The organism is Bartonella sp. 1-1C (assembly GCF_002810325.1).
GTDB classification, from domain to species: Bacteria; Pseudomonadota; Alphaproteobacteria; order Rhizobiales; family Rhizobiaceae; genus Bartonella; species Bartonella rochalimae.
Genome location: NZ_CP019489.1, coordinates 701,772 through 720,008, shown reverse-complemented (window position 1 = coordinate 720,008; position 18,237 = coordinate 701,772). Strand labels below are relative to the sequence as shown.

The window sequence follows — 18,237 nt, the reverse complement described above, 5'->3', positions numbered from 1 at the left end:
ATATGATAAAATATACATTTTTATTGTTCGTATATGATATTAAGAGAGTGATAGTGTATAATAAAAGAAAATATTGAAATATATTTTGAAATTTTAACAGCTATATAAGTAAAAAATTATGTCTAAGCATAAAATACATTTAACATCGAAATCTCAATCAATAGTTCCTGTTTCATCTCAAGAATATCGCGATACAATGAGCCATTTTGCAGGAGCTGTGCATATTGTAACAACAGATGGTATTAAGGGTAAGCGTGGGGTGACAATTTCAGCTTGTTGTTCTTTATCAGATAATCCTCCAACACTTCTTGTCTGTTTAATGCGTTATAAGACTGAAAATAAGCTGTTTATGGAAAACGGAAATTTTTGTGTCAATAGTTTAACAGGAAAACATCGTTTATTAGCCGATGTTTTTTCTGGACGCCATCGTTTCACACAAAATGAACGTTTCGCTGCAGCTGAATGGGGTATTTTGCAGACCGGTGCTCCTAGTTTATTAAACGCTTTGGCTTCGTTTGACTGTAATTTGATTTGTTGTCATGAACATCCAACACACTATATTTTAATTGGTGAAGTTGTTGCAATAAACCGGAATCAAGAAAAAGATGCTTTAATGTATTTTAATCGTGACTATCAGACCTTATCTTTGCCTTTGTAAGCGTGTTTTTCAAATATTAGTAATTTACTTATTAGTGTATTTTATTTTCTGATTAGCTTATTCTAGAGCAAAAAATCTTTGCTAAATCACACTGATATTTAAAATATAGGCATATTTTGTCTTGCAAGATGATCGATCAGTTAAATTAGGTTGATTAACACTTTTTTGCACTTTTTCTAAAGCTTCACATGTTTTCCCTTATATACTATTTTTTCAGAAAATTTAATTTGGTGCAAAAATATGCTTTTTACTGCTCATTTATGAAAAAAATCGCTTTTACTAGCACAATATTTATCATCATTCATTCCGTGAAATTTCCATATATGATGGTATTTATAGATTTTGTGAGAAAAATGAAGAGATTAAAGTATAAAGCACTTTTGAAGTTAGACGAATTGAAGTTTGGTGTTAGTAATACAAGAACGCTATGCAAAATGAGAACAAATCTATCGTGAAGATTAAAAAATCCTGTTTGGGAAAGAATGAATCAATTAAAATTACCATTTAAATTTTAATATAACGATAAAGAGAGAGACAATACTAACTATAAAGAGGTATCAAAATTTATGGAAGAGGATTTTCTTTCTAAAAGTTATAGGCATAAAACAAATATTGATATCTGCTATATCAATATTAACTAGCTAATATTTTGTTGATTTGTATGAGATATTTTATGCTGTATATTTTCTAACAATATCTGATTCTACACTGGTAATATTTGATTCTATAATAGTAGCTGTTGGTCCACCGATAAGAACCAAATGTTCTGTATCGTCTCGGCGTATTAAAACAAGACGATGTGTACGATCGATAGCGACTGTACCGCATATAGCTAATCGTGGCTGAGACTTGCTATTAGTTCTAAATTGTATTTTATTTAGGTTAGTTAAAAGCTTAATAACTATAGCGATTGCTACAATTATTACCATGAGATACAAAAAGTTGATCATCACTTGTGTTATCGGCACGTTTATATAATCTGATAACCAACCTTTCATATTATCACTCCTAAATATTAATAATAAGATCTGTTATTTTTTATTTAATATTATAAAAATTTAGACTTTAAAAATTATAGTATGAAACATAGTATTTTTATATCAATAATTTATAGAAACCGTAAAGGCAATTTGTGACATAAAAATAGTCATAATTGAGGCAAAAATGGATAAAAATTTTGAGAGTATTAATAAATTATTGTCTACTTTCGTACGCTGGGAAATTACAATTGGAGTTACTGTTTTTACAATAATTTTTTTATTCATTATTGGATCAATAGGTTTTTTGTATCCGCAAGGCTATTTCTATAGGACTGCTTTGATATTTCTTTTTATTTTAGCAATAATAGGTATTATAGCACTTTTTTTATTAGGAGTGAACATTTTCAAATGTAGTGCTATGCAATTACATAAAGATTTGGATTTTAATATTTTTAACGAGATAGATGATGTAATTATAGTCTCTGATTTATCGGGTTTTGTTTATTATTCCAATCAAAGTTATCAAAAAATTTTTACTTATAAGCCTGAAGCTTCTTGTTATGTCGTTATTTCTGATCTTCCAAACACTGGCGCACTTTTATACCGCTTAAAAGCAGCAATATTAGGTGGTTCTGCAGCCCAAGAGGTCTTGAGAACAGATCGATCAATTTTTATTAATTCACAACAGAAAGACGTTATTTGGTATAATATTTCTATTCACCCTACGGTTCATAGAGGAAAAAAGCTTTTATTTTGGCGTATCACAGATGTTTCTCATTTGCAGCAATATCATCAGTATAATGAAACCTTTTTCTTAAATTCACAGGAAGTTATTGGTCATTTAGATGAAGCTCCTATTGGATTTTTATCTGTGAATGCGCAAGGAATAATTACCTATTTGAATACTGTTTTTGCTAAATGGTTTTTAATCGATTTAACGAATTTTACTGTTGGTCAATATAGTTTTGATCAATTATTTCATTCTGTTAGAAATAATAGCACATGGAGTGATATTCGTCGAAACAATAATAAATATCAAAATTTAAATGGCACGATACCCTATACATTCTCTTTATATTCTATTTCTGAAACTGGTAATAAAAGAATATTGAATTGTTTTATGTATGCTTCTTCTCTTATAGAGAATGAGGCTATTTATCGCATTATTATGATACCACAGAAAATAGAGAAGAATGAAAGTAATAACCAATCAAAGTTGCCAAGCATATTAACTAAATATTTTAATGTAAGCCCTTTTGCGATAGCTGTCGTTACTCAAAAAGGACAATTTATATATGTAAATAATGCTTTTTTGTTGCTTACGGGAAAATCTAGTAAAGCTGTTAGTCTTTATGATATTATATCTCCCTGTGATCATGTACAGTTAGAGCATGTATTTCAACAGATTATAGAAAATAAAAACTATTCAGCTCCAATAGAAACGGTATTAGAAGGTGATCAAAAACGCTATTTACGTCTTTATACTATGCTTGTAACATTAGAGCATGATAATGCATTACAAGATTTGGTGATTGTATCTGGAATAGAAATAACAGAACAAAAAATGCTTGAAGATAAAATGATACAAAACCAAAAAATGCAAGCTGTTGGACAGTTAGCTGGTGGTATTGCTCATGATTTTAATAATGTTTTAACAGCAATTTTAATGTCATGTGATTTTCTTTTAAATACACATCGCAGTTTTGATCCAGCATACGCTGATCTTATTAACATCAAAAACAATGCTAATCGTGCAGCTGCACTTGTACAACAATTATTAGCTTTTTCCAGAAAGCAAACACTTCGACCTAAAAAAGTTGATTTTACAGAGCTTTTATCAGATATACGTAATCTTATCTTACCTCTTTTAGGGAATAATATTCAATTAAAAATCATTCATGGAAAAGATCTGTGGGATGTTAAAGTTGATCAAGCATCTTTTCAACGCGTTATTATGAATTTAGTTATCAATGCACGTGATGCTATGCTTGATGGAGGAATAGTAACAATTACGACAAATAATATTACAAAACAGCAAAGTGCAAAATTTAATTATGCTGGTTTTGTTGTCGGTGAATATGTGCAGTTAACTGTTTCAGATACAGGAACTGGTATATCCGCTGTTATACAAGAAAAAATGTTTGAACCATTTTTTACGACAAAGGAAGTTGGTAAAGGCACAGGGCTTGGCTTATCAATGGTTTACGGTATTATTAAACAGACAGGGGGATATATTTACTGTGATAGCCAAGAAGGAGAAGGGACAACATTTCATATTTTTCTACCACGTTATATTTCTGATATGAATAGAGAGGTTTCTCAACAGATTGAAAAAATAGAAGAACAGGAAAAAAATACAGATTTGACAGGTTCTGCCACTGTTTTATTAGTTGAAGATGAATATTCTGTAAGAATGAGTAGTGTAAGGGCTCTTCAAATGAGAGGATATACGGTTTTAGAAGCTGCAAGCGGGGTGGAAGCGCTTGCCATACTTGAAAAAAATAAAGGTGCTGTTGATATTATTGTTTCTGATGTAGTTATGCCAGAGATGGATGGACCTACTTTACTCATAGAAGCACGTAAAAATTATCCTGATATAAAAATCATTTTTGTTTCTGGATATACAAAAGATGCTTTTACTAAAAATCTTCCAGAAGATACTGTTTTTGGGTTCTTATCTAAACCATTCACACTTAAACAGTTAGCGCTAGCAGTTAAAGAAACATTGGCACAATAGAATACACATTTTTAGCTTTTAAAGCCATAAAACTTCAAGATTTCTGATTGTTATATCTTAAATAATAAAGATATTTCAGTAACTATATTGTTAATTTTTTATTTTAAATTATACATTTAAATCAAGTAAAACAAAAAATATTTAAATTGAATAAATGCTGCATGTGTTCCTATTTCAGATATTCTTTTAGCAGTTTTGTTTTTTTATCTTAAGATTCTTGATAGAAAATTTTAGTTTAAAAAGAAAAAAGCTGTTGTTGGTAATCTGTTGTTTTATTATTTCCTTGAATAAATGCTTTTAAGGCTTCTGGATAGAGTTTATGTTCAGCTTTTAAAACTCTCTCTGCTAAACTTTTTACAGTATCATCAGGGTGTATTGGAACCGCAGCTTGAGCAAGAATTTTTCCTGAATCCATTTCTTCTGTAACCAGATGAACAGTACAGCCAGTAATTTTTGCTCCTGCTGCTAAAGCTTTTTCATGGGTATTTAAGCCTTTAAATAAAGGAAGAAGAGAGGGATGAATGTTAAGTATTCGTTCTTCATAAAGTTTGATAAAATATGATGAGATAAGTTGCATATAACCAGCAAAACAGATCAGGTCTGGTTGATATTGGGATAAAATAGCGAGGATGGCTTCTTCATGTGTTTTTTTCGTTGGATAATTTTTGCGATCAACGACATGAATAGGTATATTATTATCATGTGCCTTTTTAATGCCAGCAGCCTGAGGATTATCACAAATAACTGCAACGATTTTGGCAGGATATTCTGTTTGTTGGCTAGCCTTAATAAGCGAAACCATATTGGATCCGTCACCGGAAATAAAAACAATTATTTGTTTTTTCATAAATTAAGTTTACCTTTATAAGTAACTTTTTTATTTTGACATTTTGTTAAAATACCAAGTGGAGTAACGGTTTCCCCTTGAGCTTCAAGTGCTTTCGTAACAGTTTTAGCTGAATTTTGTGCCACAATAACAATCATGCCAATACCACAATTAAAGGTTCGAATCATTTCTGTTTCTTCTATTTTACCTTGTTGAGCAATCCATAAGAATATTGGTGTAATAGGAATTGCAGAGAGATTAATTTCAGCACAAAGAGAAGATGGTAGAACACGCGGAATATTTTCAGAAAAACCACCTCCTGTAATATGTGCGAGAGCTTTAATTCCTGTGTTATTCCGTATAACTGGCAGAAGAGATTTTACATAAATACGAGTTGGTATTAGAAGTGTTTCACCAAGAGTTATTTTAGGATTAAAAGGAGCAGGGGAATTCCATTTTAGATCATTTTGTTTAATAATTTGTCTTATGAGAGAGAAGCCATTTGAATGTACTCCAGATGAGCTAAGACCTAAGATGATATCTCCTTCTGCAAGGTCTTTTGAAGGTAACAATGAATTCCGTTCAGCCGCTCCTACAGCAAAACCTGCTAGGTCATAATCTCCTTTTGCATACATACCAGGCATTTCTGCAGTTTCTCCTCCGATAAGAGCAGCTCCTGCTTGTTGACATCCTGCTGCAATACCAGAAATAATTTCTACTCCTTGTTTTGCATCCAGTTTTCCAGTCGCAAAATAATCTAGAAAAAATAGGGGCTCTGCACCTTGTACAATTAAATCATTAACGCACATGGCTACGAGATCAATACCAACAGTATTATGAATACCTATTTCAATAGCAATTTTTAGTTTTGTGCCTACTCCATCATTAGACGCTACGAGAATGGGATCTATAAAACCTGCTGCTTTTAAATCAAATAGACCACCAAAGCCACCAATCTTTGTATCTGCACCTGTTCGTTTTGTTGAGTACACATAAGGCTTAATTTTTTCTATCATTGTATTGCCCATGTTAATATCAACGCCACTATCTGCGTAGGTAAGACTCTTATTAGTTTTTTTATTTACTAGTTGTTGATTGCTCATTCGAGTCTTCCTTATAGGAAATCAGATTTTGATATTTATGCCATGCCATGATAAAATTATCTCTGCAAGAGTTATTGGATTTATTATTTAAAATACAATTATTGTTTACTTGACTCAAGCAAAAGAAATTCCATAATCTTTTAAGAGAATTTCAACGATATTTATTAAATGGATATCAAGTAGTTAAAAGAACTTTTTACCGCCAATGAATAAAAAAATGAATAAAAAAAACAAGTCTCATGATTATTATACGGCTTATATACCTGCTTATGCCCAAGTACCATTACCAAATAGTATGAAAAAACAAATTTTTTTCTGGTTAGGTACATTGATTTTTTTCATTGTTTTTATGTTTATTTTTGGAGCAATTTTATTTCCTTTTATAGCAGGGATTGTATTAGCTTATTTTCTTAATCCAATTGTACAAATATTTGAAAAAATTGGAATTCATCGTGTTTTTGGCACTATATTAATCACTTTGTTTATTATTATTATTTTTGTGGTTTCTTTAATAATTTTGATTCCTATTATTAGTGGACAAATACAACAATTTATAAGCAATGGTTTACCGATTTATGTCAATCGCATTCAAACTTTTTTTGTTGAGCATAATTTTAGTTGGGTAAGGCGTTATTTTGATAGTGATCCAAATCAGTTACATACTAATATTAAAATGCTTTTAGGGCAAAGCTCCGACTTTATTACATCTCTATTGAATTCGCTTTTGAAGTCAGGAAAATCTATTGTTAATATTATTAGTCTATTTGTAGTAACGCCAGTAGTAACATTTTATATTTTATTAGATTGGCCACATATGGTTGAGGTCGTTGATTCTTGGATACCACGTAGTCATCTTACAACTGTCCGCAGTCTTTTTCATGAAATGGATAGAGCTGTTGCAGGCTTTGTACGTGGACAAGGAACTGTTTGTTTAATTCTGGCAGGATATTATGCTATTGGCTTAACTATTACAGGACTGAATTTTGCTCTTTTAATTGGTATGTTTGTTGGTCTCATAAGTTTTATTCCTTACATTGGCACAATGATTGGTTTTATATTATCTATTGGTGTTGCATGGGTTCAATTTTATCCAGATAATTGGGGTTGGATTATTATTGTAATGATAGTTTTTTTTATTGGGCAATTTATTGAAGGTTATATTTTGCAACCGAAGCTTGTTGGTTCATCAGTTGGCCTTCATCCAGTTTGGTTGATGTTTGCACTTTTTGCTTTTGGTTCATTATTTGGTTTTACAGGTATGCTTGTTGCTGTTCCTGCAGCTGCTATCATTGGCGTTCTTGTTCGTTTTCTTCTTCATATTTATCTGAATTCTCAGATGTATGCTCAAAATGAGAATTTGGAGTCAATAAAATGAATAAGTATGAAACGCAGTTACCATTGGATTTTTCTCATAAATCAGTTTTTCAATTTGATGATTTGGTAATGACAGATAGCAATCGCATGGCTTTTCAATTGATTAATCATTGGCCAAATTGGGTGCCACCTGTTGCGATCTTAATCGGGGATAAAGGATCTGGTAAGACGCATTTTTCTAGTGTATGGGCTCAAAAAGCTAATGCCTTAAATGTTTGTCATGATGAAATTGATCAGGTTATCTCCATGGCTTCTTCAGGTAAATCATTTTTAATTGAGGATGTTGATTCAGGTGAAATCAGTGAAACTGGTCTTTTTCATTTGATTAATAGCGTTAAACAAGCAAATCTCGGGATAAATCAAGCTACTTTATTGATGACTGCACGTACATTACCATCTACATGGAATTTGCAGTTGAATGATTTGAAAAGTCGTCTTAACTCAGTTATGCTCGTTGTAATAAAACAACCTGATGATGCGTTATTAACTGCTATTGCTTTTAAGCTATTTTCTGATCGGCAAATTACGGTTCATCCCAGCGTTATTCACTATCTTATAAACCATTGTGAACGTTCTTTATTCTCATTAAAGTGTGTTATTGATTCCGTTGATCGATTAGCTTTACAAAGAAAAAGTAAAGTAACACGCTCTATTATTAGCGAAGTTATTAATATGCAAATTCAGTAAATAATTTGTGATATATTCTAATGCTTTTTTAGTTTAATATTCTCTAAATGTATGGAGAAGAAAAATGCGACTTCATTTTTTTAGCTATAATGTTTGTTTTTCAAGCAATAATTTCATTCGTAGTTTTTATTGTGGTTATAATTAATTTCTTGATTTTTTAGCAAATAATGAAAATTAGGAGGGTAATATTAATAGGCTATTTTTATTCTATAATCAACATACTTATTTTAAATAAGTCATAAAATAAAAAAATAACTCATCTAAAATAAGCAGTTTTTCAATTTTTCTGTGTATGTTATCTTTTGCAATCATTATAATAATCGAGTATTGTTATAATGAATTATTATTAAGTTTGTTGAAAATCTATGTTAAGGATATTTTTATTCTACCTGCTATGGGTTTTACTTTTATAGATTGTTTTTTGATTTCTATAGTTTATCATTTGATAAAAAAGTGTTTAAAAGAATTATTATATGTTAACGAATAGAAAAATTAAAAAAAGTGTGTTTTGCTCTTGCACTTCTGCTATGAAAATTTTAGGGAAGGTAAATTAAGGTAAATTACATTAAATATAAATGACGGAGCGTAGCGCAGTCTGGTAGCGCACCTGATTTGGGATCAGGGGGTCGTAGGTTCAAATCCTATCGCTCCGACCATGCTTATTTGATTAAGGATAATATTATAAATTGGATGGCATGCGGTAAAGTTATTATGTAGCTATTGCTTTATTTAAGGGAAAAAGAAGATCTATGGTTGCACGTATTTATAGTCCTGCAAAAACACCAATGCAGTCAGGCAAAGCAAATACTGGTTTTTGGCTTCTTCAATATGAGCCAATGCAGGCAAAAATGATTGAACCTCTTATGGGTTATACGACGACCTCTGATATAAATAGTCAAATAAAAATTCGGTTTCAAACAAAAGAAGAAGCAATAAATTTTGCTATAAAAAATGCTATTCCTTATCGTGTAGAAAATTTGCATAAAACTTTACGACGCGTTATTTCTTATTCTGATAATTTTCATAGTAGTCGACAACAGCCTTGGACACATTAACGAGGATATTACTTAATTAAGATGTTTCTTGTTTGGTCCCGTAGCTCAGTTGGATAGAGCAACGGCCTTCTAAGCCGCAGGTCACAGGTTCGAATCCTGTCGGGATCGCCAAATATCAATAAAATCAATAGGTTATCTAAAAGTTAGGGATTTTTGATTCCATTGATTTTATTTATTAATTTTCTTTGTATTGTTAGTAATCTTTGAGAATGCCACCATCATGATAGAAAAAAGTTTGGAAAGCATTAATAGATACCATAAACTTTTCAATACTTAAAAAAGTATAGGCTGTGTTCATTTTAAACTCCAGATATATAGATTTGATTTCAGAATTGTTGAGTTTCTTTTTGGATTTCAAATCATAAGTTTGTCAGCTTTTTGAGTAATTTAAATATTATTTTTTAGCAAAATGATATCTGTAATTAGCTTATGAGCTGTCAAAAGTTTTAATATATTTGTCTCCCAAATAAACAATAATGCAATTGTAGAAACATTATAGCTTTTTAGTGTTTAGGAAAATATCATAAGTGATACTATAGATAATGAAAACATGCTTCTATTATGATTTATTTAGATTTTTCAAAGTTTACAGTTTTTCATTATCTTTGCTTATTGATAATATATTTTAGTATATAATAGCCTTTATAGAAAGGGTAGGAGAGTTATACGAATGTTAAAAAAAGTCATGATCGTAGAAGATAACGAACTTAATATGAAATTATTTCGTGATCTTATAGAAGCATGTGGTTATGAAACCGTTGAAACGCGTAATGGCCTTATTGCGTTAGATCTAGCTCGTTCCTCAAAACCTTCTCTTATTCTCATGGATATTCAATTGCCTGAAGTATCAGGGATTGATATCATTAAGCAATTGAAAGAAGATGAAGAACTCAAATCTATCCCCGTTATTGCTGTAACCGCTTTTGCTATGAAAGGAGATGAAGAACGAATTCGCGCAAGTGGGTGTGAAGAATACATGTCAAAACCCATTTCTGTTCCTCACTTTATTACAATGGTAAAGTCCTTTTTAAACTAAGAGCCTCATTTTAGACAATAACAATAAAAAATCCTGATTGAAAACAAGACCTCAATATACCATTATAAAAATTAACGTTTTGAGAATTGGAAAGAACGTCGTGCTTTTGCTTTACCATATTTCTTACGTTCAACAACACGGCTATCACGTGTAAGAAATCCTCCTTTTTTTAAAATAGCGCGGAGTGCAGGCTCGTAATAAGTTAGCGCTTTTGAAAGTCCATGCCGTACTGCACCCGCTTGACCCGAAAGGCCTCCTCCAGCGACAGTTGCAACAACATCAAATTGAGTATCCCTTTTGGTTGCCACAATTGGTTGACGAAGAATCATTCTAAGAACAGGACGAGCAAAATATTTATTGAATTCCTTATTGTTAATAGTAATTTTTCCAGATCCTGGTTTGATCCATACACGAGCAATAGCATCTTTACGTTTGCCTGTTGCATAAGCACGTCCTTGTGAGTCAAGTTTTTGTACGTGAATAGGAGCAACATTTTCGTTAGACTCTACAATACCTGTTACAGTACTAAGTTGAGAAAGGGAATTGAATTCAGCCATATCTAAGCAATCCTTTTATTTTTGCAATTTAAAGCACCTACATCAAGAATTTCAGGCTGTTGTGCTACATGTGGATGTTCACTACCAGCATAAACACGCAAATTTTTCATTTGACGACGACCAAGGGGGCCACGAGGGATCATACGTTCTACAGCTTTTTCAATAACTCGTTCAGGAAAACGCCCTTCAAGAATTTGACGAGCTGTGCGTTCTTTGATGCCGCCGATATAACCGGTATGCCAATAATATTTTTTATCGGTATATTTTTTTCCAGTAAGAACTACCTTATCTGCATTTATAACAATAACATTATCTCCATCATCAACATGTGGAGTGAAAGTAGCTTTGTGTTTTCCACGTAAGCGGTTAGCAACGAGCGTGGCAAGACGACCCAAAACGAGGTTTTCTGCGTTAATAATAACCCATTTTTTCACCACTTCAGCTGGCTTTTGTGAAAAAGTTGCCATAGAAGTATCCTTTATAAGAATCCCTTTAGAAAGTAAGGGCATTTTTTGTTGCTTGATGTTGTGTATTATTATCACAACAAAATACACTGCAAATATGCTATTTATTTGATATAATGTCTGATGATTTGCGTCAAGAGAAAATAAAACTTATATAAATGTGCTGTTATGATAACTTTGCCAATGATGATTTACTCATTATTATATTTTTGTTATTTATTGGAGTATTATCAGCAGTAATGGGACGATTTCGTTATTTACTTAATATTCAATCTTCTGCTTGTAATCAAGTTTGGATTGATGCTCTTGATATTGATAGGACTAATAACGCTCGTGCCATTTCTCAAAAGTTTGGTTTACCAGAGCAGCTTGCTCGGGTTCTTGCAGCAAGAAATGTTGATGAATCAGAAGCTATGGTTTTTATTAATCCCACACTGCGTGTTTTAATGCCTAATCCAAAAAAATTTACAGATATGGATTGTGCAGCGGAGCGTTTAGTTAAAGCTATTATAAACCAAGAAAAAATTGCTGTTTTTGGCGATTATGATGTTGATGGTGCTTGTTCAGCAGCGCTTTTAGCACGTTTTTTACATTGTTTTGGTATAATAGTAAAAATCTATATTCCTGATCGTATTATTGAAGGGTATGGTCCAAATGAACAGGCAATGAAAGGATTAGTACAAGAAGGAGCGAGTTTAATTATTACAGTTGATTGTGGTGCGAATAGTCCCAATGCTATAAGAGCGGCGAGGCTTGCGGGTGCTGATGTTATTGTTTTAGATCATCATCAAATGGAAAATATTCATGAAGAAGCAGTTGCCCTTGTTAATCCTAATCGTCCTGATGATTTTTCTGAGCAAGGACATTTATGCGCTGCTGGTGTTGTATTTATTACATTAATGTGGGTTAATCGTTTATTGCGGGAGAAAAAATGGAAAGGGGCGCTACCTGATCTTTTAAGTATGCTTGATCTTGTTGCATTAGCTACTATATGTGATGTTGTTCCATTACAAGGCGTTAATCGTGCTTTTGTGGTTAAAGGGCTTCAGGTGGCTCGTTCTATGCATAATCCTGGAATAGCTGCTTTAGCAAAAGTTGCACGTATAGGAGAACCACTTAATAGTTTTCATTTGGGTTTTTTATTGGGGCCTAGGATCAATGCAGGAGGACGTATAGGAAATCAGGCCTTAGGGGCATATTTACTCAGCTGTAACGATAGAGATGAGGCAGATAGAATAGCGCAACAACTAGACCAACTTAATAAAGAACGCCAAGAAATGGAGATATCTCAATTAGCTCAAGCCGAAGCTTATATTGATTCCATTTATCAAGAAAGGACAATACCATCATCATTTGTAATTGCTCATAAAGGATGGCATCCGGGTATCATTGGTATTCTTGCAGCCCGTTTAAAAGAACGTTTTTTCTGTCCTGTTTTGATAATAGCTTTGAAGGAAGATGGTAGTGGTATTGGATCAGGTCGTTCAATTAGTGGTATAGATTTGGGAGCGCTTGTTCATGAAGCCGTTACATTAAATTTATTAGAAAAGGGTGGGGGACACAGTATGGCTGCAGGATTTACAATTCAATCAGACAAAATTGAAGCTTTTCGTGAATGGTTAGAAGAAAAAATATCTTTAATAGTTTCGCAATTACGTGCCGAGAAGTCTCTTAGTATAGATGGTTTTCTTTCTGCTTCTGGTGCTAATAAAGATCTTTTTGATATGATTGAAAAGGCTGGTCCTTTTGGCTCAGGAAATGCTACACCTGTTTTTGTTTTTCCTTCTCACAGGTTAGTTAATTTATATGAAGTTGGAAAAGGCCATTTGCGTCTTATTATTTCTAATATTGAAGGCGAAAAATTGCAAGGAATAGCTTTTGGTGCAGTAGGAACAACTCTTGGTAAGTTTCTTTCTGAAAATATTGGTAAAACAATTCATTTAGCTGGTAATCTTAGTTTAAATCATTGGAGAGGAAGTATCAGCCCACAATTACGTGTTATTGATGCAGCTGCAGTGGTTTGATAAATATATTTTGAAGATCAAATATCTAAATTATCTGCAAAAGTAGAATTTTCTTGGATGAATCGAAACCGTGCTTCTGGCTTAGTTCCCATCAAACTTTCTACTGTATTTTTGGTTTCTTGCATATCAACTGCATCGATAGCAATGCGTAAAAGTGTGCGTTTTTGGGGATCCATAGTTGTTTCTTTAAGTTGTTCGGCTCGCATTTCTCCAAGGCCTTTAAAACGTCCAATTTCAATTTTAGCTTTTCCAGTAAATTCAGTTTTTAATAATTCATCTTTATGGTTATCATCACGCGCATAAGCAACTTTTCCTCCTTGTGATATTCTATAGAGAGGAGGCACGGCAAGATACAAATGTCCTTGACGAATAAGATCAGTCATTTCTTGAAAGAAAAAGGTAATCAAAAGTGATGCAATATGAGCACCATCAACATCTGCATCTGTCATAATAATAATACGTTCGTATCTTAGATCATCTTCACGATATTTAGAACGTGTTCCACATCCTAAAGCGAGGATAAGATCATTAATTGTTTGGCTTGCACTCATTTTTTCATGGGCTGCACTAGCTACATTTAATATTTTTCCACGAAGAGGTAAAATTGCTTGATTAACTCTATTTCGCGCTTGTTTGGCAGAACCACCAGCAGAATCACCTTCAACAATAAATAATTCTGCTCCAATAGCAGAGTTTTGACTACAATCTGCTAATTTTCCAGGTAATCGTAATTTACGTACAGTTGTTTTTCGATTTATTTCTTTGTCTTGGCGCCGTTTTACGCGCTCTTCAGCACGCTCAACAATCCAATCAAGAAGTTTTGTCGCTTCTTGTGGAGAATTAGCGAGCCAATGATCAAAAGGATCGCGTATTGCATTTTCAACAATACGTTGCGCTTCAATTGTTGCTAATCGATCTTTAGTTTGCCCAACAAACTCAGGCTCTCTGATGAAAACTGAAAGGATTACAATTGCTGAAATCATTACATCATCAGAGGTAATAATAGCAGAACGTTTATTGCCTATTAATTCAGCATAGGCTTTTAGACCACGCAAGAGAGCTTGTCGTAATCCTGCTTCGTGTGTTCCACCTTCTCCCGTTGGAATAGTGTTACAATAAGATTGTACGCAAGCATTGCCACCATACCAAGCGATAGCCCATTCAACGGAACCATGACTTCCATGCTGTTTTGTTTTACCAGAAAAAACTTCAGATGTTACGCGATATTCATTTTTCAATGAGGATAACAAATAATCTTTTAATCCATCTGGAAAATAAAAAACATCTTTTTCAGGAACGTTTTTTATACCTTCAAGCATTTTAGGATCACAATTCCAGCGGATTTTTACTCCACCAAAAAGATAGGCTTTAGAGCGAGTCATTTTATAGATTTGCTCTGGTTCAAAGGCTACGTTCTCACCAAAAATTTTACTATCAGGATGAAAGCGAACGCGCGTACCGCGACGATTATAAATATCACCTAGATTTTCTAAACTAGATTGAGGAATGCCACGTGAAAAACGTTGACGGTAAAGTTTTCGATCTCGTGCCACTTCAACTTCCATATCATCAGAAAGAGCATTAACAACAGAAATACCTACTCCATGTAATCCACCAGAGGTTTGGTAAGCTTTTCCATCAAACTTTGCGCCTGAATGAAGTTGTGTCATAATGACTTCAAGAGTAGATTTATCTGGCATTTGAGGATGATTTTCAACAGGAATTCCGCGTCCATTATCCGTAACTGTTAAATAACCTTGCTTATCCAATGAGACATCAATTAAATCGGCATAGCCAGCAACAGCTTCATCCATTGCATTGTCGATGATTTCAGAAAATAAATGATGAAGTGCTTTACTATCTGTTCCACCAATATACATTCCAGGTCGTAAGCGTACAGGCTCTAAACCTTCGAGTATTCGGATAGATAAAGCGTTATATTCACCTTCTTTTATCTCATTTTTAGATTCGGATGTAGAAATTGCCAGAGATGTTTCTTGTGGGGTTACTGAAATTGGCTTATTTTTCTCTTTTGCGTCTATGCGGGACTGAGCATTATTTAAAATACTAAAAAGATCTTTATTATTATCGCTCATATCACTTGATCGTCTATCTAAATTTAAATTGTATAAATAAACCTTTAATCAGAATTAAATTTTATGCCTGTTTTTTAGTTAAAAATCAATGCACTTAAGAACTATCAATTGTCGGACCAAAAATTTGTTCAAAAGTTTGTTTCATAGCAATATCAACATCATGCATTGTTATAGGTAAACCTAGATCCAGTAAACTTGTTACACCGTGATTTGCAATTCCACAGGGAACAATTCCTGTATAGTGAGATAAATCGGGATCGATATTAATACAAATTCCATGAAAGCTTACCCATCTACGTATACGAATACCAATAGCAGCAATTTTATCTTCAGCAAACGTTCCGTTTATTGTCAGTGGGCGATCAGGTCGAATAACCCAAACACCAACTCGATCTTCGCGGCGTTCTCCTTTAATATTAAATTGTGCAAGCGTTTGTATGATCCACTGTTCTAGTGCACTAATAAAGGCACGTATATCTTGTTTTCGGCGTTTAAGATCAAGCATAACATAAGCAACACGTTGTCCTGGACCATGATATGTAAATTCACCACCACGACCAGCTTCATATACAGGAAGAGAATGAGGAGCTAATAAATCTTTTTGTTGAGCACTTGTTCCCGCTGTATAAAGGGGAGGGTGTTCAAGAAGCCAAACTTGCTCATATGCAGTTTTTGCGGAAATATTTTCTACGCGTTCTTGCATATAGCGTAATGCTTCAGGATACTCGATTAAGCTATCACTTATTTTCCACTCAACTGGTGAAGCATGGTGAGTTGCTTTAAAATGATGTAATAAATAATTGCGATCAGTATGTTTCAATTTAGACATCATTAAAAAATATATTTGAAGTTATATAGGATATGATATAGGTTTGTTTATTGAAATGAAAATAAAGAATAGAAGGTGTAGATATTTTTTCTTAAAATCATTAAAAATAAACTCTATTATTTTGAATTATCATAGTCTAATAAAATCTTAAAATGACTAAGAATTTTTTAATTCATAATTTAAGTTATTATTTTTCGTTATATTATTGTTTTTAAAAGTTTATTCTATTTAACATAGAAGTAATTAATCTGTATTAAAGATACTTTACCATCGTCCTGACGCACCACCACCACCGGATGAGCCTCCTCCACCTCTAAAACCGCCCCTATTTGAATGTCTTCCAAAGATATTACCAGAGCGTTTATCATCTATATTTAAATTGATAAACCAAAGAGTAAAAATGATTCCCATCCAACGATATTTTTGTGGGCCTACTTTTTGGCCAAAAATCATTGCTAAAATAGGTAAGCCAATCGCCATAAAAAAGATTAAAAATATAATTGCATTAATTATCATTTCTTCTTGTTTTTCTTGCTTACGCTGTATTTCAACAGCTTTGGCCTTTTCCTTGATTCGGGAAATAAAATCAGAATCATTTTCTATAATAATTTTGGTAATTGCGTTGATTGCGTCGATAATGCCTTGTTGATAATTCTTATTACGAAAATTAGGAAGAATAAAATTATTAATAATGACTGAAGAAACTGCGTCTGTTAATTCTCCTTCTAAACCATAGCCTACTTCAATACGTACTTCACGTTCGTTTGGAGCAATAACAAGTAATACACCATTGTTCATTTTCTTTTGACCTAGGGCCCACTTACGGAAAAGTAAATTACTATAGGTTTCAATACTAATTCCAGAAAGCGTAGGAACAGTTACAATAACAATTTGATCACCCGTTTGTTCTTCTAAAGCAGAGAGTTTTGTTGTCAAATTTTTTATTGTTGTATGGTTAAGTAAGTGAGCTGTGTCATTAACGTGGCCAGTTAAATGAGGAAATGAGATTTGCGAATAGGCAATACCATTCAACGTAATAATTAAATATAAAAAGCTTATACAAGCTAAAAAAACTAAAATAATAATACGTTGAATAGAATATCGAAATGGTATCATTTAATTGAAATTAACCTGCGGTGTTTGTTGAGCATTACTATCAATTGTAAATGTCTGCATAGATTTTGCATCGCGAAACCATAACTTTGCCCAAATCATTGTTGGCATTGTTTTGAGTGCAGTATTGTATAAGCGCACTGCTTCAATATAATCACGGCGGGCGACAGAAATACGATTTTCAGTTCCCTCTAATTGTGATTGAAGAGCTAAAAAATTTTGATTTGCTTTAAGATCAGGATAATTTTCAACAATAGCCATCAGACGTGAAAGAGCACTTGATAAATTTGCTTGATTATTGAGATATTGTTGCATAATTTCTGGGTTGTTTAGCATATCAGCGTTAATGGTTGTTTGCGTTGCTTTCGCACGTGCTTCGATCACATCAGAAAGTACGTTTTTCTCATGTGATGCATAACCTTTAACAGTTTCTACAAGATTAGGGACGAGATCTGCACGGCGTTGATATTGGTTTAAAACTTCACTCCATGCTGCATGTGCTTTTTCTTCATTTGTTGGTATTACATTAAATCCACATCCACTTAAAAATGGTATTAAAAACGCTAAAAAAATAGTAATAAAAAATGATTTTAATATTTTTAATTTAGGATAGATAGCTATAGTTCGTTGTGTAGTTAGTGCATCTAGCATAAAATATCTCCGAAAACTTATCCACGTATATAGGGTATATTTTATAA

Annotated in this window: 16 protein-coding genes and 2 tRNA genes; 9 read left to right on the top strand and 9 right to left on the bottom strand. The window is 32.9% G+C overall.

Annotation, left to right across the window (positions count from 1 at the left end):
- The first annotated feature begins 118 nt into the window (after positions 1 to 118).
- Positions 119 to 658, top strand: a complete 540-nt coding sequence (locus B11cv2_RS03295) for a flavin reductase (RefSeq protein ID WP_100693300.1) — start codon at positions 119 to 121, stop codon at positions 656 to 658.
- Between the two features lie 671 nt (positions 659 to 1,329).
- Here B11cv2_RS03295 and B11cv2_RS03290 read toward each other — a convergent pair.
- Positions 1,330 to 1,611, bottom strand: a complete 282-nt coding sequence (locus B11cv2_RS03290) for a flagellar biosynthetic protein FliO (protein ID WP_158521542.1) — start codon at positions 1,609 to 1,611, stop codon at positions 1,330 to 1,332.
- Positions 1,612 to 1,822: 211 nt separating this feature from the next.
- Here B11cv2_RS03290 and B11cv2_RS03285 point away from each other — a divergent pair, with 211 nt between their 5' ends.
- Positions 1,823 to 4,375: a PAS domain-containing sensor histidine kinase gene (locus B11cv2_RS03285; protein WP_100693298.1), complete on the top strand. Its 2,553-nt coding sequence runs from the start codon at positions 1,823 to 1,825 to the stop codon at positions 4,373 to 4,375.
- 235 nt (positions 4,376 to 4,610) lie between these two features.
- Here the strand turns inward: B11cv2_RS03285 and purN are convergent, their stop codons facing one another.
- Positions 4,611 to 5,222: a phosphoribosylglycinamide formyltransferase gene (purN, locus tag B11cv2_RS03280; protein ID WP_100693297.1), complete on the bottom strand. Its 612-nt coding sequence runs from the start codon at positions 5,220 to 5,222 to the stop codon at positions 4,611 to 4,613.
- Positions 5,219 to 6,304 carry a phosphoribosylformylglycinamidine cyclo-ligase gene (gene purM, locus B11cv2_RS03275; RefSeq protein ID WP_100693296.1) on the bottom strand — a complete coding sequence of 362 codons (1,086 nt, stop codon included), beginning with the start codon at positions 6,302 to 6,304 and terminating at the stop codon, positions 5,219 to 5,221. The genes purN and purM overlap by 4 nt, the downstream gene beginning before the upstream one ends.
- 217 nt (positions 6,305 to 6,521) lie before the next feature.
- Here purM and B11cv2_RS03270 point away from each other — a divergent pair, with 217 nt between their 5' ends.
- The 6 genes from B11cv2_RS03270 (at position 6,522) to B11cv2_RS03245 (ending at position 10,456) form a co-directional block, all read left to right on the top strand.
- Positions 6,522 to 7,679 (top strand): AI-2E family transporter, encoded by a 1,158-nt coding sequence (locus B11cv2_RS03270; protein WP_199570346.1) that lies wholly within the window; start codon positions 6,522 to 6,524, stop codon positions 7,677 to 7,679.
- On the top strand, positions 7,676 to 8,365 hold the full coding sequence (gene hdaA / locus B11cv2_RS03265) for a DnaA regulatory inactivator HdaA (protein WP_100693294.1): 690 nt from the start codon (positions 7,676 to 7,678) through the stop codon (positions 8,363 to 8,365). Before B11cv2_RS03270 ends, hdaA begins: the two co-directional genes overlap by 4 nt.
- Before the next feature lie 579 nt (positions 8,366 to 8,944).
- Positions 8,945 to 9,021, top strand: a tRNA-Pro gene (locus B11cv2_RS03260).
- A gap of 93 nt (positions 9,022 to 9,114) precedes the next feature.
- Complete coding sequence (locus B11cv2_RS03255; RefSeq protein ID WP_100693293.1) at positions 9,115 to 9,420, top strand: ETC complex I subunit; 306 nt, start codon at positions 9,115 to 9,117, stop codon at positions 9,418 to 9,420.
- Positions 9,421 to 9,454: 34 nt separating this feature from the next.
- A tRNA-Arg gene (locus B11cv2_RS03250) sits at positions 9,455 to 9,531 on the top strand.
- Positions 9,532 to 10,090: 559 nt separating this feature from the next.
- Positions 10,091 to 10,456, top strand: a complete 366-nt coding sequence (locus B11cv2_RS03245; protein ID WP_035005772.1) for a response regulator — start codon at positions 10,091 to 10,093, stop codon at positions 10,454 to 10,456.
- Between the two features lie 71 nt (positions 10,457 to 10,527).
- On the opposite strand, the gene rpsI is transcribed toward B11cv2_RS03245, so the two are convergent.
- Both rpsI and rplM read right to left on the bottom strand, forming a co-directional pair.
- A complete protein-coding gene (rpsI, locus tag B11cv2_RS03240; protein ID WP_100693292.1) occupies positions 10,528 to 11,013 on the bottom strand; it encodes a 30S ribosomal protein S9 in 486 nt (161 codons plus the stop codon).
- Positions 11,014 to 11,015: 2 nt separating this feature from the next.
- A complete protein-coding gene (rplM, locus tag B11cv2_RS03235; RefSeq protein ID WP_100693291.1) occupies positions 11,016 to 11,480 on the bottom strand; it encodes a 50S ribosomal protein L13 in 465 nt (154 codons plus the stop codon).
- Positions 11,481 to 11,716: 236 nt separating this feature from the next.
- Between rplM and recJ the strand changes: the two genes are divergently transcribed.
- Complete coding sequence (recJ, locus tag B11cv2_RS03230) at positions 11,717 to 13,501, top strand: single-stranded-DNA-specific exonuclease RecJ (protein ID WP_100693945.1); 1,785 nt, start codon at positions 11,717 to 11,719, stop codon at positions 13,499 to 13,501.
- Positions 13,502 to 13,518: 17 nt separating this feature from the next.
- On the opposite strand, the gene parE is transcribed toward recJ, so the two are convergent.
- The 4 genes from parE to B11cv2_RS03210 form a co-directional block, all read right to left on the bottom strand.
- The gene (parE, locus tag B11cv2_RS03225; RefSeq protein WP_100693290.1) at positions 13,519 to 15,597 is read right to left on the bottom strand and encodes a DNA topoisomerase IV subunit B; all 2,079 of its coding nucleotides are present in this window, start codon (positions 15,595 to 15,597) and stop codon (positions 13,519 to 13,521) included.
- Between the two features lie 94 nt (positions 15,598 to 15,691).
- Positions 15,692 to 16,429: a lipoyl(octanoyl) transferase LipB gene (lipB, locus tag B11cv2_RS03220; RefSeq protein WP_100693289.1), complete on the bottom strand. Its 738-nt coding sequence runs from the start codon at positions 16,427 to 16,429 to the stop codon at positions 15,692 to 15,694.
- A gap of 261 nt (positions 16,430 to 16,690) precedes the next feature.
- Positions 16,691 to 17,542 (bottom strand): YgcG family protein, encoded by an 852-nt coding sequence (locus B11cv2_RS03215; protein ID WP_100693288.1) that lies wholly within the window; start codon positions 17,540 to 17,542, stop codon positions 16,691 to 16,693.
- Positions 17,543 to 18,190, bottom strand: coding sequence for a LemA family protein (locus tag B11cv2_RS03210; RefSeq protein ID WP_100693287.1), 648 nt, complete (start codon positions 18,188 to 18,190; stop codon positions 17,543 to 17,545).
- Between the last annotated feature and the right edge of the window lie 47 nt (positions 18,191 to 18,237).